Annotated in this window: 18 protein-coding genes and 1 pseudogene; 15 read left to right on the top strand and 4 right to left on the bottom strand. The window is 34.3% G+C overall.

Annotated elements, in window-relative coordinates:
- The first annotated feature begins 255 nt into the window (after positions 1-255).
- The 4 genes from LZP85_RS08935 to LZP85_RS08920 all read left to right on the top strand — a co-directional run bounded on the left by LZP85_RS08935 (position 256) and on the right by LZP85_RS08920 (position 4,054).
- Complete coding sequence (locus LZP85_RS08935) at positions 256-846, top strand: hypothetical protein (protein WP_176031356.1); 591 nt, start codon at positions 256-258, stop codon at positions 844-846.
- Between the two features lie 4 nt (positions 847-850).
- Positions 851-1,471 (top strand): hypothetical protein, encoded by a 621-nt coding sequence (locus LZP85_RS08930; RefSeq protein WP_076512923.1) that lies wholly within the window; start codon positions 851-853, stop codon positions 1,469-1,471.
- A gap of 532 nt (positions 1,472-2,003) precedes the next feature.
- Positions 2,004-3,163, top strand: a protein-coding gene (locus LZP85_RS08925) for an IS3 family transposase (RefSeq protein WP_267965684.1) whose coding sequence is annotated in 2 segments (ribosomal slippage) — positions 2,004-2,265 and positions 2,265-3,163 — 1,161 coding nt in all. Because the reading frame shifts where the segments join, the coding sequence is not laid out codon by codon here.
- A 246-nt stretch (positions 3,164-3,409) separates the two neighbouring features.
- The gene (locus tag LZP85_RS08920) at positions 3,410-4,054 is read left to right on the top strand and encodes a DUF3967 domain-containing protein (RefSeq protein ID WP_076512927.1); all 645 of its coding nucleotides are present in this window, start codon (positions 3,410-3,412) and stop codon (positions 4,052-4,054) included.
- Positions 4,055-4,248: 194 nt separating this feature from the next.
- Here LZP85_RS08920 and LZP85_RS08915 read toward each other — a convergent pair whose 3' ends face one another.
- On the bottom strand, positions 4,249-4,560 hold the full coding sequence (locus LZP85_RS08915) for an NUDIX hydrolase (RefSeq protein ID WP_078989729.1): 312 nt from the start codon (positions 4,558-4,560) through the stop codon (positions 4,249-4,251).
- A gap of 37 nt (positions 4,561-4,597) precedes the next feature.
- Between LZP85_RS08915 and LZP85_RS08910 the strand changes: the two genes are divergently transcribed.
- The 8 genes from LZP85_RS08910 to LZP85_RS08875 all read left to right on the top strand — a co-directional run bounded on the left by LZP85_RS08910 (position 4,598) and on the right by LZP85_RS08875 (position 11,035).
- Positions 4,598-5,596, top strand: a complete 999-nt coding sequence (locus LZP85_RS08910; protein WP_224840154.1) for a DUF3231 family protein — start codon at positions 4,598-4,600, stop codon at positions 5,594-5,596.
- A 618-nt stretch (positions 5,597-6,214) separates the two neighbouring features.
- Positions 6,215-6,571 carry a DoxX family protein gene (locus tag LZP85_RS08905; RefSeq protein WP_119542747.1) on the top strand — a complete coding sequence of 119 codons (357 nt, stop codon included), beginning with the start codon at positions 6,215-6,217 and terminating at the stop codon, positions 6,569-6,571.
- Between the two features lie 343 nt (positions 6,572-6,914).
- A complete protein-coding gene (locus LZP85_RS08900; RefSeq protein WP_206782344.1) occupies positions 6,915-7,400 on the top strand; it encodes a DinB family protein in 486 nt (161 codons plus the stop codon).
- A gap of 216 nt (positions 7,401-7,616) precedes the next feature.
- Positions 7,617-8,729, top strand: coding sequence for an MBL fold metallo-hydrolase (locus LZP85_RS08895; protein ID WP_119542768.1), 1,113 nt, complete (start codon positions 7,617-7,619; stop codon positions 8,727-8,729).
- 45 nt (positions 8,730-8,774) lie between these two features.
- The gene (locus tag LZP85_RS08890; RefSeq protein WP_138116974.1) at positions 8,775-9,194 is read left to right on the top strand and encodes a hypothetical protein; all 420 of its coding nucleotides are present in this window, start codon (positions 8,775-8,777) and stop codon (positions 9,192-9,194) included.
- Between the two features lie 14 nt (positions 9,195-9,208).
- Positions 9,209-9,613, top strand: a complete 405-nt coding sequence (locus tag LZP85_RS08885) for a hypothetical protein (protein ID WP_224840155.1) — start codon at positions 9,209-9,211, stop codon at positions 9,611-9,613.
- Positions 9,614-9,768: 155 nt separating this feature from the next.
- On the top strand, positions 9,769-10,479 hold the full coding sequence (locus tag LZP85_RS08880; protein ID WP_119542869.1) for a class I SAM-dependent methyltransferase: 711 nt from the start codon (positions 9,769-9,771) through the stop codon (positions 10,477-10,479).
- A gap of 70 nt (positions 10,480-10,549) precedes the next feature.
- Positions 10,550-11,035, top strand: coding sequence for a hypothetical protein (locus LZP85_RS08875; protein ID WP_234562157.1), 486 nt, complete (start codon positions 10,550-10,552; stop codon positions 11,033-11,035).
- A gap of 107 nt (positions 11,036-11,142) precedes the next feature.
- On the opposite strand, the gene LZP85_RS08870 is transcribed toward LZP85_RS08875, so the two are convergent.
- Complete coding sequence (locus tag LZP85_RS08870) at positions 11,143-12,024, bottom strand: DMT family transporter (RefSeq protein ID WP_119542871.1); 882 nt, start codon at positions 12,022-12,024, stop codon at positions 11,143-11,145.
- Positions 12,025-12,191: 167 nt separating this feature from the next.
- Between LZP85_RS08870 and LZP85_RS08865 the strand changes: the two genes are divergently transcribed.
- Both LZP85_RS08865 and LZP85_RS08860 read left to right on the top strand, forming a co-directional pair.
- Positions 12,192-12,752, top strand: coding sequence for a helix-turn-helix domain-containing protein (locus LZP85_RS08865; RefSeq protein WP_226639167.1), 561 nt, complete (start codon positions 12,192-12,194; stop codon positions 12,750-12,752).
- A 158-nt stretch (positions 12,753-12,910) separates the two neighbouring features.
- Complete coding sequence (locus tag LZP85_RS08860; RefSeq protein WP_226639169.1) at positions 12,911-13,126, top strand: DUF7832 domain-containing protein; 216 nt, start codon at positions 12,911-12,913, stop codon at positions 13,124-13,126.
- A 227-nt stretch (positions 13,127-13,353) separates the two neighbouring features.
- Here LZP85_RS08860 and LZP85_RS08855 read toward each other — a convergent pair whose 3' ends face one another.
- Both LZP85_RS08855 and LZP85_RS08850 read right to left on the bottom strand, forming a co-directional pair.
- Positions 13,354-13,656: an ABC transporter permease gene (locus LZP85_RS08855; protein ID WP_226639170.1), complete on the bottom strand. Its 303-nt coding sequence runs from the start codon at positions 13,654-13,656 to the stop codon at positions 13,354-13,356.
- A 132-nt stretch (positions 13,657-13,788) separates the two neighbouring features.
- Positions 13,789-13,950: pseudogene (locus LZP85_RS08850) on the bottom strand (IS1595 family transposase); the annotation flags it as partial.
- An 803-nt stretch (positions 13,951-14,753) separates the two neighbouring features.
- Here LZP85_RS08850 and LZP85_RS08845 point away from each other — a divergent pair.
- Complete coding sequence (locus tag LZP85_RS08845) at positions 14,754-15,014, top strand: hypothetical protein (protein ID WP_206782348.1); 261 nt, start codon at positions 14,754-14,756, stop codon at positions 15,012-15,014.
- Positions 15,015-15,080 lie beyond the last annotated feature (66 nt).

The following is a 15,080-nucleotide window of genomic DNA, read 5'->3' as shown; positions in this document are numbered from 1 at the left end:
AGAAAAACAGCTTAAGACTTAACTTTTTTGTGTCCAAATTATTGACTCAAATCCAATAGGTACTTGAGACTAAATTATAACGGTTGTTTTAGTTGTATTTATATGGTTTATAAAAGAAATAATTAGAAAATAATGTATTTTAAGATAAGTAGAAATACTTATCTTAAAATAGATTTAAATATTTCCTTTTTTGTAGTAAAAAAGTTTGGTATTGTTTATTTGTGAAAAAAACAAATATGGAGGTTGTTGGTTGATATGAGAAAAATTTTGTCCACAGCTATTTTAGGTATAGTAGTAATAGGGGGGATTACCTTGGGAGCTTTAAGCACACATACTGAAGCAGAGACTGAAAGCAAATTATCCAAACAACAAAATTCTGAGGAGAAAGTAGAAGCAATAGTGTATTTAAAGAAACCTGCTAAACTTCAGAATTTAGCAGCACCAGTTTTTAATACAGAATCGAAAGACATACAAGAAGTTATTTTTTCTTTTGAAGGTAAAAATCATACATTTACTAGTGGTTACATATATGACTCTTCTCAAACAATTAAAGAGAATGCTGAAACATTAAAGTATCAACAATTATCAATAGTAAACAGAAATATTAAAAATGTTTCATCTATGATAGAAAATGAAGAAAATGAGCAAAAACGAAGTCAGCAAAAAAGATTACTTGAAGACTTACAGTCTAGGTTAACATATTTAAATAATAATGAACCTGCTGCTTATGCTGTCAGAGTACAAAATACTAAGTCTGAGATTGAAAATCTAGAACAGAGCTTTAATGTAAAGAAAGTTTCAAAAGAAAACAAACTTAAAACTATTAAAGAATTGAAGGAGGAATAATTGGATGTTTAAAAATGGCTTAAAAAGGATGTTCTTAGCATTTATTCTAATTTCAGGATTATCTATGACGATTGATGGTGTAGTTGAAGCTACTAACTATCCAGACTCTCAATGGGCTCCGGATTGGGGAGTAACGTATGTAGGAGAAACTTATGATCAGCAACGAGGTTTTGATATTACATATATCGATTCATTTTTTTCGTGGAACTCTTCAGCTGATATGAAGTACTTGAGAGACTCAGAAACGGATACTTTTGAGCTTGATACTATTTTTTATGCAGAACCTTATCCTTTTGCTTATGAGGCGTTAGGTGGAGGAAGAGGTATGTCTTGGGATACAGACATGAATGGAGGATATTTAGATTCTCAGTTAAGTGATGATCCTGATACTCCAACTTTTGGAATTGGAACAGCATCTCCTGACACTTTAGTGCCGGATAAAGTATACTTTGCATCAATTTATGCTGACCGAGGAGGTAACAGCTCTCCAATGTCAATTACAGCACAAAGAGGACGTTGTGTAGGTGGTATTTGTGACCCTTCAAGTACAATTTTCGCGTGGGAATCTTCAATTCTTCTTTCTAAAAGTGCAGGTGTAAGAGCTCCTGGAGAAGCTAACTATTAATCTAATAGCTACTATATAATAGAGCATAGGGTGAAACTCGTAATAGTTATGTAGTTTCATCCTATGTAATAACTTTCAAGCGTATGGAGGTGTAGATTATGTTTTCTAAACTTAGACTGTTTATATCATCCCTATTGTCAATACTAATATTAGTTATTACCTCATTTATTACTCCTACATATAAATCTCATTTAATGTATAAAGACTATATTAGTTTTGGCTATCCTTTTAAATTTATAGAGCAGCAAGTATTATATGAACCTATGAAGAAAGAATCATATACTATGTTTTCTCCAGCTGAAAATCCTACAGAAATATTATGGGGGCAATTTTTACTGTCATTTTTATTAGTGTTTATTTCTGTGTACTTAATACTATCATTAATATTTTATATGAGGAATTATGTTTTTAAAAAGTGAAATGGAGTTAGTATAGTTTCATGGATACCATTTAATTAAGGGTTCTTGATGCTAGACTAAAAAGTAGACACAGATTGTTATAATAAAAATAAAAACTATAACGAGGTGTCGAAATGCCAAGAGGTACTGGTAAAAGATATGATGAAGCATTTAAAAAAGAAACAGTAACGTATATTGCAGAAAACAACAAGTCTGTGGCTCAAGTAGCTAGAGAAATGGATGTTAATGAGAATACTTTATATAACTGGATAAAGAAATATGGCCAAGAACCCGAGGTGAAGTCTGTTCAATCCTTCTCCTCTGCAGAAGCTGAAGTAAGAGCACTGCGAAAGGAAATGCGTGATCTCAAGGAGGAGAATGAAATCTTAAAAAAGGCGATGCACTACTTCGCGAAAGACCCTCGGTAAAGTATGAATTCATTTATGAAAATCGCTCCCAATTCCGAGTGGAGAAGATGTGCATTGTTTTGGGAGTTTCCAAGAGTGGATACTTTAAATGGTTAAATCGACCGATTAGTGAAAGACAGAAGAAGCATGAAAAACTCTCACAAGAGATATTAAAGACTCACCTTGAATTCAAGCAACGTTATGGCAGTGTTAAAATTACGAAAACACTAAAAAAGCGTGGTGTTAAAGTAAGTGAGCGTACAGTCTCCCGAATAATGACAAAGAACCACTGGAAGTCTTGTACAGTCAAAAAGTACAAGGCTACGACCAATTCGAGGCATCATCACCCAGTAAGTGAAAACGTCTTAAATCGACAGTTTAAAGCGAGTAAACCAAACCAGTTCTGGGTTACGGATATCACTTATATTCCAACGAATGAGGGCTGGTTGTATTTGGCGACCGTAATGGATTTATATTCTCGTAAGATAATAGGATGGGCCATGGATAAAAAAATGATCAAAGAATTAGTTATCTCTGCGTTAAAGATGGCTTACAAACGCCAAAAACCTGGGAATGGAGTGGTCCATCATTTAGATCGCGGTGTTCAATATGCTTCTTGTGAATATCAAAATCTATTAAAAAAGTACACTATGACTGGCAGCATGAGCCGGAAAGGAAATTGTTACGACAACGCTTGTATTGAGTCCTTTCACGGGATTCTAAAACGAGAGCTTGTTTACCAAACAAAGTATAAAACGAGAGAAGAAGCAAAGAAGTCACTATTTGAATACATTGAGTTCTTTTACAATTCCAAGCGAATTCATTCGACATTGGGGTATTGCACACCGAATGAATTTGAACAAATGTACAGGAAATTCGCAGCTTGATTTCTCCTTCATAAAAAAGTTTAAATCTTTATAAATTTAAACTTTTTTATGAAGGCTACCAAGCGAAAGTGCGGTAGAAATCTGTGTCTATTTTCTTGACGTAGTATCATTAACGGGACCGTTTTAGAAGTAGACAAAGAGGAGAATATTATTCTAAATCGAAAACATTGTTAAAATAACCTATATAATAAATATTTATATGTATTGAGAATAGGTGGTGAACACATGCCAGAATAAGCAAATGAAGTGGTTTATTTAGGTGGAGAAGTAGCAAAATCATTAGGGATAGCTCGTAGTTCTCTCATAAAATATTGTATTGCTTTAGAAAATAAGGATTATAAATTTATTAGAGGAACTAATAATTCCAGAGCATTTAGAAATCAAGATATTCTTTTACTCCAAAAGGTGAAAGATTTAGTTCAAGATAAAAGTATGACTATGGAAACAGCAGTAAATGTAGTATTATCAATACTTCCAGAAGAAGAGAGAACAGGTGCTATTCTAAAGGAGAACAAGCTAATTTCTCAAAAACATGAATCTAAAGAACAAGAAGAAAATAATCCACTTTCTATTGTTATGGATAAATTAAGATATATTGAGGAAATATCTGATAGATTAAATTCAATGGAGAAAGAGCTTAAAGATATTAAAACTCAAAATAAGATTTTACAAGATCAAAATGAGGAATTAAAAACAAATGTTGAAGCAAGTTCGAGTAAAAGAGATGAAAATCTTTTATTTTTAATTCGTGAGATTCAAGATACTAAAAAAATGATAGCAGCCTCAAAGGAGAAAAAGTGGTGGAAGTTTTGGATCATAAAGAAGCATAACATAGCACCGCAAGTAAAAATATCGTATTTTTACCATATTATCTATAGTTTTCTTAATTGAGCATATGAATAAAAGGTGCGCTTTTTATGCATCATCACTTCAACTACCTGTAAGGGGAACTCCGTCATATCAAGGATGTATAAAAAGCTGCATATTGTATAAAAGTGACCCTTGCAGAATCCTTACTCCCAGAAGGGTTCTCTTTTGTGATGGCTTCCGGAAAGAGACATTACGTCAACTGGCTTCTATAGTAGTTATAATTTTTGATGGACCATTTTATTTTGACTGTATGTAAATAAATGATTTCCTTTATGAGCTAGTAATGTTGGTAAGTAGTGTGGGATTTTTTCTGGTATGCCAAGATTATTAGGGTTTAAAATCCAATCAATATCTTTCCAATCTAAAATGCCTTCTCGAGTTTTTATTGGTGTATCATATGTGAAAAGATTGTCTAATTCTCCAAGAAAAACATGTATTCCATCTACTTTACCTTCAGGAGTTAACCACGTTACAACTCCTTGAGATATAAAACCACTCAATTGAATAAATGTAAGGATTTGGGGCACAATACTATAAGTTTATATAGTATTGGAGGTAACAGGTTTGGATAATAAAATGAGATTAACGTCCTCAGAAATTACAAGTTTATGGACACAATATATTCAAGATACAATGGCTGTTTGTATTAGCAAATACGTGTTGGCAACGGTTAAGGACCCTGAAATTTATTCTCTATTTGAATTTACTCTAGGGATATCCGAAAAGCATTTAAAAGTGCTTAGAAATATTTTTAAGTCTGAAAAGTTGGAGCCACCGAAAGGATTTACTGAAAAAGATGTAAATGTAGATGCACCTCCTCTGTTTACAGATGTTTTTTGGTTAGGCTACATGCATGAGATGACAATGCACGGGTTAGCTGGATATAGTATATCTTTTAGTGTGTCGGCCAGAAAAGATATACGAGATCACTATTTCCAATGCAACATTGATGCTATGGAGATTTATAATAAGTCGATCGAAATCCTTTTATCCAAAGGTATTTATCAACGATCTCCCTATTTTTCTACATCTCAAAGGAGTCAATCAGTTACAGAGATAGGATATGTTATGGATTTATTCGGAGATAAACGACCTTTAAATTCAATGGAAGCAGGAAATATTTTTTTTAATCTAAAAAAGAGCATTGCAGCTAAGGCTCTCGTCATTGGATTTAAACAAGTAATTAAAGATAAAGACATTCATAAATTTATGGATAATTGTTTACATACAGTTAATAAAAATATAAATATTTTCTCTTCTATCCTTCAGGATGAAAACCTTAAACCTCCCCAATTATTAGACAATGAAATTACAAATTCTGATGTAGCTCCTTTTTCAGATAAATTAATGGTGTTTCATACTGGATTTTTATTTAATTTAGCCGCCACGTATTATGCTGCAGCTATGGTAACAAGCATGAGGATAGATGTAGCTGGACATTGTGACGCCTCTATTTTTCGGGATTTGAAAACGATCTCATCTTTTGGGAGAATTATGATTAAAAAAGGGTGGATAGAAAAACTACCAGAGGCGGATGATCGTAAAGAGTTACCTGATAATTAATGAAAGTTTTTACTCTTTTATAAATGTTTAAGATGGGGTAGCGTCAGAAAAGTGCGGATTTACAACGTTAAGGAAATCTAAGTATAAGAAAGCCTACTATCTCGATGTTTCAAGTGAAATAATAGGCTTTAGTTACCTCAAAGCTTAACTATAAAAGTAGAACGAAAAACACAGACTTTTAACCGATGAAATAATCCAAGAATATGAATGTTTTTTAGAAAGAGTTAACTCACAACCTGAACATACGCCAATGGCAGTAAGTTGGTTAGAAAAAATATTCCCTAAGAAACAGAAAAAGGTAGGAAGTATTATCGTTTCAGCTGTTAACTGTGTGTTTTTTTACAAACTTGATTATAGTCACTAAAACATAAAGTAAAATTTATCTAGTTGTCAGCTTATATAAAAACAGCTTATATAGCAGAAAATCTATTTAAAAAGACCAAGCCCTCATACACATTGTTCTAACAATTTAGTCATATAATGCAACTAAGAAGATTTACTTTTACAAGTAGCTTCTGTCTTTATTCTTACTTTATAGGATCTGATGCTTACTACGCTGAAAAACTCTTTTCAAAAAGTTTTAGGCTTTGACTTAAAATGGAGAAGGAGTGAGTGGTTATGCTATCAACGGTACTGCAGTTTATTTTGGGAGTTGGCTTTTTATTTTTTGGTTTTATGAAGTTTTATTCCCAGGACATGGTGAGTGAGTTTGAGCGGTATGGCTTTTCGAGTGGGTTCCGAAAATTCACAGGATTTGTAGAAGTAGTTGGAGCTATTGTCATCGTGTGGGGAGTTTGGTATGAAAGTCTTTCCGCAATCGGTGCGTTTGTATTGGGAGTGACGATGCTGGGTGCAATCTATACGCATTTAGTTCGTGCAAAAGATTCGTTTTCAAAAGTGGTTGTTCCTATTATTCTTTTGGCACTAGCAGTAGTAGTATTTGTACTGAATTTTGATTCCATACCGTTTTTATAAACATTAATATGCAATGTTAGCCGCGAGTTTCGACTAGCGGCTTTTTTCATTCTCTATTCTGCTTTTCAAGCAATTCAATCATCCTATCATTTTGTTTTACTGTTTTTCGCAGATTTGATTCTATTGAAAATAAAGTGACCATAATTGCGAGAAACCCAAATATTAAAAAAATCATAGTGCTTTACAACTCCTATACAACATGTTATCTAAGAAAACAATAACTATATAATAACATATTTTCTATATTTTACATATAATTAGTGCTAACTTAATAGACCTTTTAATTATTTCAAATTAGTGTATAGTAAGGATAAATTATACAATTTACTAAAGAGGTGAGGTTTTGTTGGAAATAGAATACGAGTGGGTAAAGAAAACGCGGCAGATTTTATTGGATCAATGTAAAGAACTAAATGAAGATGATTTTACGAAAGAGTTTGAATTTGGATTTCAAAGTATCAGAGACTCTTTAGTTCACGTAGCTGGTTGCTACCATGCGTGGTTGGGTTCTTTTGTACTTTCAAAAACATCCTCACCACTACTAACAAAAGAAGTTATTCAGACTATGCAAGTAGGCGATATTGACCGTTATTTTCAAGAGGCTGATAGATATGTAGAAGAAGTAATCGAAAGTTTCACAGATACATTTGATGAACTTATCGAAAAAGAGCCTTCTTGGAAAGCGAACGGTCAAGTGATAGGGAAAACACCTCGCCAACTACTAATTCATTCCATCACTCATGAATTTCATCATAAAGGACAAATTGTGATTATGCTACGGCTGCTGGGTTACACCCCTGAAAATACGGATATTTTGGTGTTAGAGTGAAATGCGGTGGTTGCTTGTTATTCCGCTCGTTTTATTCGGTTGGCTCCTCACTGGTTTAACTGTAAACTCATTTGGAAACATAGGCAATATATTGTTGAAAAACAAAGCCATATGTAAATTTCTTCTTGCTACAAGGAAGATAAATTGCTTCTTCATTAATATTCCATCTATAATAGGTTCACAACCTATTTGGCTTACTAATGGAGGCAGACAATGATGTCGTACGTATTATTATTTCTAATTTTATTAACCGTTGGTGTTGTGCTGTTTATTAATGTCCATCCAACGTTTGGGGCAAACCCAACCAAATTACAAAAAGAAGCCTATGAACGGTTTCCTCATTATGAAAATGGCAAGTTTAAAAACATGGTGCCTACTAACATGAAAATGAGCGCAGCTGACATTCTTTCTTTTATCAAAGATTCTATGAACAAAAAGCAGGAACGGAGTCCAAGAAACCAGCTTTCTATGAACAAGATTGACTGGGAAAAGGTGAAAAGTAAGGAAGATAGCCTTACTTGGTTTGGTCATTCAGCTTTTTTACTAAGCATTGACAATAAAAAACTTCTTATTGACCCCATGCTTGGTCCTACAGCTTCGCCTGTATCTTTCATTGGAAGCAAGCGCTATAGCCAAGATATTTTACATATCATTGATGAAATGCCACCGATTGATGCAGTTTTATTAACGCATGATCATTATGATCACCTTGATTATTCGTCGATTAAAAAGCTTAAGTGCAAGGTAAACCACTTTTTTGTGCCGCTTGGTGTAGGCGCTCACTTAATGAGATGGGGCGTTTCTTCACACAACATTACTGAGCTGAACTGGTGGGACGAGGTAGAATTAGGAGGTATAACACTAGCTTTTACTCCTTCTAAGCATTTCTCTGGAAGAGGCGTATTGAACCGTGATTCCACACTTTGGGGTGGCTGGGTTATCCTTGGTGAAAACACGCGCTTTTATACAAGCGGGGACGGTGGATACGATGCTCATTTTAAAGAAGTAGGAGATAAATACGGTCCGTTTACCTTAGCGCTGATGGAAGGCGGACAGTATGATGCGCGCTGGTCGTGGGTTCACATGAGACCAGAAGAGTCGGTGCAAGCACATCTTGATGTAAAAGGTGAAACGATGATGCTCATTCACTGGGGGGCATTTACCCTCGCGTATCATAGCTGGACAGATCCAATTGAACGAGCTATTCAAAAAGCAAAAGAAGAAGATGTGAACTTACTTATTCCAGAGCTTGGAGAGACGGTTTTGCTGAGTGGTGAAAAAGCAAGCGGTGTTAACGACTGGTGGACAAATGAAAGTAAAGAAGCATAAATGAAATGCCCCTAACAAAAGGGGCATTTTCTAATGGAGGAGACAATGAAGCCAAATTATAAAGAGTTAGGACATGCGGATATTTTAGGACCAAAGTTAAAGGAGCTAGTTGAGCAGCAGCTCCTTGAAGATTTAAAATTTTATGGTATTAATGGAGAGAAATTTAAGTTTGACTGGTCGGAAAGTTGTATTGAAGGGCATGACGAAGAGTACTTAGACGGAACAGTGGAAAACTTTTCAGGTATTAACTTATTTAATGAGCAAGATGAACATCAATTAGAAGGCTGGATGGAATTTATTTATGAGCGGGAACATCACTTTTTTATCGCATACTGGGAGTTTTTACACGATATATCTGCTACTAAACGATACCTCAAAGATATGCCTGGAATTCCTGATCACGTGTTTAGTAGAATTCCAGAAGCGGTGCGCAGCCGTTATAAAAGGCAACGGTTAAATCAATAAAAGGAGTATTCTTTATGAAAACAGAAGAGCAATTTTTAGCCGAAAAAGTACTAAAGTATTTGTTGATTGGTAGCCAAGTAGATGGTGTGAAGTTTGGGCCTAACAGTGGAACAACTATACTGAACTTTAGTAACTATAGCCGCAAGGAAGAAAGTGACTTTGTTTTATCAATTGAAACTGCCTGGACTTTATACCCCAAACCAACTGATTATCCATCGTGCGAGGCCGAAATACCTAACTTAACAGAGAAAGAACAGTTTCAGCATATTTGGAGCATGCGAAGAGAAAAAGGAGTGAATGTTGAACTAGGTAGTTTATCGCCACATCTCATTATTCACTTGGAATCCAACAAAGTGCTGTTTGTGAACGGTCGCGATCCTAACTATGAATGCTCTGGCAGCTTGGAGAAGAATGGATGAGCGGCGACTGGCTTGTGGTAGCTGCGCCTGGTGATGAGGTTGCGGTTTGGTGTCTAGATGGGTTTGAAGTCTTTTAACCTTGAAAACACTAAAGATAAAGGATAAAATTAACACTGTAATATTTTTCTATATTAGCTGAAGAGAGATGAGACGAGATGAGTAAAGAAACGTTCTATGAACAGGTAGGAGTTGCTATGACGTGCAGATCCTACGAAGAGTACGAAAAAATGTTTGTGTTAGATGATAATCTGTTAAGAAAAGGGACAATTCTAGATGTTGCAGCGGGAGCTTCTTCTTTTAGTGCCAGCGCCAACGAACAGAGCTATGATGCTTTTGCTGTTGATCCGCTGTATAACTTAGAATTTGAAGACATGATGTGTAAAGGTCAAAAGGAAATGCAAGAGGCAAGTGATAAGCTAGAGAGAAGTCGTTCAAGCTTCTCTTGGGAATCTTATGGAAGCTTAGCGGAGCATATACAGATTAGAAAACAATCTTTTGATGTTTTTCTAACCCATTATCAAGAAAAAGAAGTCAATAAACGATTTGTATGTGGAGCCTTACCGAATCTACCCTTTAACAATGAAACTTTTTCTCTAGTTTTATGTAATCATTTTTTATTTTTATATGAAGAGCAATTTGATTTTAACTTTCATTTGCAGGCCATTCATGAGCTAATTCGAGTCACTAAAAAGGGGGGAGAAATAAGGATTTATCCTCTAGTAAACTTTAAAGGAGAGAGGTTTCCTTTTTTAAATGAGCTAATAGAAACTTTAAGCGACGAGAATTTATCTGTAAAAATAATTAGTACACCGTTTCGATTCGTTCCTACAGCAACCGAAGTGTTAACTATTAAGAAAGCAGATTAAAAATCGAAACCTTTCTTCTCATAGGGAAGGGTTTTTTTATGCGGATTTCATTAATAAGGGGGACTGTTACTTGAACAACAAATATAAGCTTTTACTACTCGCTGCTCTGGTAATTACAATCTCTTGGGCCACGGTACATTTTTTTAACCATGACAAGCGTACAGCTAAAGATTTTGCTGAAGAATTTTACGCCATTCCGCTCCCACCTAAAACAAAAGTTATTGATCAAGATTTTAATTATGGTGTTTATTATGGAGGAGGGCCTTGGGGAAGTGGCGGACGACCAACCGTGGTTGCGTATAAAAAGCTGTCTTCTGAACTAAGTGAAAAAGATTTGGTTGATCGTTATACTAGTAACCCACCACTAGAAGGTGTAGAGATTTACTTTAAATGGGATGAAAAAGATACAACAACCGCTGGTAGTGAGAAAAAATGGTTTGAAGGCGAAATGCCTAAACAACCTAGTACAGAAAATCATAAAGGCTCACCCATAGAGGTCGTTATTCAATCACGAGAAGAATTTGAATCAGCTTTTGGTGAGTTTGCTAGGCCGTAAAACAAAAGAACATGTAACTATAATAAAGCCTAAATTCTCTGTAGTATAAGTGAGAGTTTAGGCTTTAGTTGCTTTATTACAGCGTAACGTCATTTAACCGCTGTTATTTATTCGTTATTTCTCTGCTGTATTAAAAATAATGCTAGACCGATTAAGATGAGTGCAATCCCCATACCTTGTTGCAAAGAAATGACCTCACCTAAAATGAAATAAGCAAGTATACAAGTTCCAATTGTCTCTCCTAATATACTCATTGAAATAATGGAAGTACTTAGCCATTTCAGCAACCAATTGAAAATTGTTTGCCCTAAAATTGTTGCAACAAAAGCTAATCCAATAAAGGACCACCATGTTTGTACGGAATAATTGAAGAAGGGTGTTTGCTGAGTGAAGGCAAAAACACCTAAAAGTACCGTACTGCTCCCATAACTAATAACTGAATATGGGATAAGAGATAGACTTTTACGAACATGCTGGCCAATGAAGAAGTAAGCTGTTATGATGCCTGCCGCAATAAAAGCGAGTATATCCCCAAATAATGCCTGACCACTAATCTGAAAATCTTGCCATCCAATGACAATGCTTCCGGAAATCGCTACTAGACAGCCTATTATCGCTCCTTTACTGAATCGCTCTTTAAATAGAAAATAGCCACCAACCACTGAAAAAAGTGGTTGTAATGTAACGATAACCGTGGAGCTTGCTACAGACGTATAATTTAATGATTCAAACCACAATACATAATGCGCTGCTAGAAATATGCCTGATAATAACCCGAGTCCCCATTGTTTTTTTGACAACAAACGTAATTCTTTTCGATTATTTTGATTAACTAATAAAAATGGTAAAAGCATTACTGTCGCAAAAAGTAACCGATAGAATGCCGTAATTGCTGCAGGTGCATCTGCTACTTTTACAAAGATGGCTGAAGTAGATAAAGCAAATACACCAAAAAATAAAATGATGTAACCAACAAGTGGTGATTTCAATTTTGTTTCCCCCTAGGTGTTCGTTTACAAAAATAAAAAAAATTTATTATAATGTACAAACGTAAGTATAAAATACTTATGTAATCGATAAAAGCATTAATTTAAGATGTTCATTATGTCAGCACAAATGGAGTTAAATACACATTATTGTAGAAAGGATTTTTACTATGAACAATCATCGTCTCGGGCACACTGTATTAAATTATCGTAAAAAGAATGGAATGACTATTCGAGAATTTGCTGATTATGCTGGAATTAGCACTTCGCTTATTAGCCAGATAGAAAGAGGACAAGCTAATCCTTCGTTAAGTGTATTAGAACTAATTGCGAAAGCATTAAATGTGCCACTTTTTACCCTTTTCATTAATGAAATTGATACGGATTCACTCATTTCAAGAAAACAGGACCGAAAGAAAGTATATCGTGAAAATAGTAATCATATTGTCTATGATGTGTTAACACCGGATTTTATGAAATCACATATTCAACTCTTAATGATGGAATTAAATGCACACGCAAATACTACGGAAAGTCACTATTCGCACGAGGATAAAGAAGAAATTGCTCTCGTCATGAAAGGACAAGCGTATGTCGAATTGGAAGGTACCGAATACTTTTTAAATGAAGGAGATGTCGTACGCATTCCACCAAATATTAAACATCGATTTTTAAACAAAAGCGATAAACCCAATCATATTTTATTCGTACTAACTCCATCATTAGTTTAAAGCGCTCTTTTTGATGAAAATATTGGTTTTTAGAAAAATGCATGAAATTAAGCGAAGGAAAACAAGAAGTTATTTATGATAAGGATATTTGCAGGTTTCATTTTCAAGGGTGTTGAAAATGAAACCTGACAGATGAAGGGAAGAAAGAGGAGAAAACTATGACGACGGTTTACGATAAAGCAAAATGGCATTATGAAGGGGACTTTCCAGAAGACCTGGATGAAGATCAAGGGTTTGTACATACAGGAATGTATTTAGGTTGGGTTATAGATGATAATAATCTGTATAGTGAAGAGTTTCACCAAGCGCCTTCTAATGAAATAGCGAAGGTTCACCAAGAGCTGCTATCTGGCACGGAAATATATATGAATTGAGATGGCGTGTGTACTAGCAAGCGATATACTAAATAATGCGTTTAGGTTTATAAATTTAATTTTCTCAGGTCATTAACTTTATAGCTATGTTAAACATTAATGTTGATTTTTAAAATAAAGAAAGAGAACGCCGATGTTTTAGAGTTCCCTTGTTCAATTAAAGCTCTCGATAATTGAAAAGCTTTTAAATAGGAGTATTAAATTTGCTTTCCTTGTTTTTTCTACCTTCAATGCTTTAAATTACGTTGTCTAATAAAATCCTTAATCACGAAAATGATACCAATAATGAAATAAAGTATTCCATTGATTACGATGACTATACCTATGAAAGCAGCTCCAAAGGCTGCTCCTACCCCGTCTCCTCCCATACTGTGGTCAACCTTTACAAAAACATAGCCCGATATAAAAGCAATTATTGGTCCTAGAATTCCAATAATTAAACCAGATCCCCATAAAGGCATTTTTCCTTTCTTGTATAAAACTATTAGACTTAATAACAATACGCTCCAGATTTCTCCATCGCCACTCATATAAGAATCTCCTTGAGATATTTTTAGGGTCAACCCTCTTTCAACAATCTTGCCCTTTAGTATAATGCTACTTTGTTACTAATTTGGAAAATTATTATAAAATAAGTTTATCATAAGTCATATCCATTTAGAACAAGTGAAGCTATCTTTAAGCTTCCGTTTCGAAACCTCTTTAAATACAGGTTCGCTTACAGAATAGGACGCAAGAGATTTAGAAAAGAACTCTTTTAGATGGTATTGATCTGCTTTGTTCTTTTTACTTCTCTGTTTTTTTAATAGAAAATAGAGACTCAAAAGCAAAGGAATTAAAAGAAACAAATAAACTGGAAAAGGTATTTAGTAGATCCAATGCTTATAATGTGAGGTCGTGTTTTTTTCAACAGCTAATGATAAGACAGAGAGCATGATGACTAATGATGAAGTCAACAAAGCAAAGCTTATCAAAAGCAGGTCGTACGTTTTGTTGTTTAGCAAGTAATTCACCTTTTTTTAACGGATTTAGAAGATGATGAAGTTTTTTATTATGGGTTTGAAACGGTTACTAAGATTGAAATCATAAATGATAGTAAAGAAAGTAAAGCGATTCGGTTATGTATAGACCAGGATAAAGATCGTTTTCTAATGATTATGGAAATAAGATTTAAACCTAAATTTAAAGTCAGAATAAAAGAAGTGTTTGACGGGTAGAAACAGTTGTGAAAATAAAAGGCCTGGTTTAGAAAAAATGAAGTAAAAATGATTTTATTAATGTAGAAAATCACACATTTATTACAAACAAATGATATAATTGTAATAAATGGAAAATAGTGAAGTGATATGCTTAGTTTATTTATTGGAGGATTTCTATTACTAGCAGGTGGCTATTTCATGTTAAAATTTTTTGGTGCGTCTCCTTCAACCAAAAACAGAGACGATCATAATGTTTCAAATCCAATGGATGAGAGTGTAGTTCCCCCTAACTCAACAAATAATTTTCAATAAATTTCTGCATCATCATAATGTATAGGATGTAAAAAAAAGTATATCAGCATAAAGGCAACAAAAAGAATAAATCTGTCATTGCATGTACTTTAAAATAAGTAAGAGAGTAAGTTACTATGAATGCAAGTAGTATGTTTAATCCAGCGTTTGCTTTAGTCATTTTTGGGGTAGGAATAGGGTTAGCAAGCATGGTCGACCCGTTATTTGGTTTACTAGCTATTTTTGGAGGTGCGCTTCTAGGGTTTTCTACATTAGTAACAGGCAAAATCGAGCTTAATAAAAAGGCAAAACTACTGCTTTTTGCATCTTTTGTTTTTTTATTAAGCTTATTTTCAGTATCTTATGTCATTGTCTCAGAAGTAATTCTTCGCTATTAACGTGCTGTAAATAAGAAAAAGAGACCTTTTGATAAAGGTCTTTTTTAATGTGGTTTGTATACGAAA

Source organism: Priestia flexa (genome assembly GCF_021441905.1).
Taxonomy (GTDB): domain Bacteria; phylum Bacillota; class Bacilli; order Bacillales; family Bacillaceae_H; genus Priestia; species Priestia flexa.
The sequence above is the reverse complement of the archived record's forward strand: the minus strand, read 5'-3'. Positions and strand labels throughout refer to the sequence as shown.

Coding starts and splice junctions, on each gene's coding strand:
- LZP85_RS08935 (WP_176031356.1), top strand. CDS start 256: ATGAGAAAAATTTTGTCCACAGCTATTTTAGGTATAGTAGTAATAGGG.
- LZP85_RS08930 (WP_076512923.1), top strand. CDS start 851: ATGTTTAAAAATGGCTTAAAAAGGATGTTCTTAGCATTTATTCTAATT.
- LZP85_RS08905 (WP_119542747.1), top strand. CDS start 6,215: ATGCTATCAACGGTACTGCAGTTTATTTTGGGAGTTGGCTTTTTATTT.
- LZP85_RS08895 (WP_119542768.1), top strand. CDS start 7,617: ATGTCGTACGTATTATTATTTCTAATTTTATTAACCGTTGGTGTTGTG.
- LZP85_RS08890 (WP_138116974.1), top strand. CDS start 8,775: ATGAAGCCAAATTATAAAGAGTTAGGACATGCGGATATTTTAGGACCA.
- LZP85_RS08885 (WP_224840155.1), top strand. CDS start 9,209: ATGAAAACAGAAGAGCAATTTTTAGCCGAAAAAGTACTAAAGTATTTG.
- LZP85_RS08880 (WP_119542869.1), top strand. CDS start 9,769: ATGAGTAAAGAAACGTTCTATGAACAGGTAGGAGTTGCTATGACGTGC.
- LZP85_RS08865 (WP_226639167.1), top strand. CDS start 12,192: ATGAACAATCATCGTCTCGGGCACACTGTATTAAATTATCGTAAAAAG.
- LZP85_RS08860 (WP_226639169.1), top strand. CDS start 12,911: ATGACGACGGTTTACGATAAAGCAAAATGGCATTATGAAGGGGACTTT.
- LZP85_RS08855 (WP_226639170.1), bottom strand. CDS start 13,656: ATGAGTGGCGATGGAGAAATCTGGAGCGTATTGTTATTAAGTCTAATA.
- LZP85_RS08845 (WP_206782348.1), top strand. CDS start 14,754: ATGAATGCAAGTAGTATGTTTAATCCAGCGTTTGCTTTAGTCATTTTT.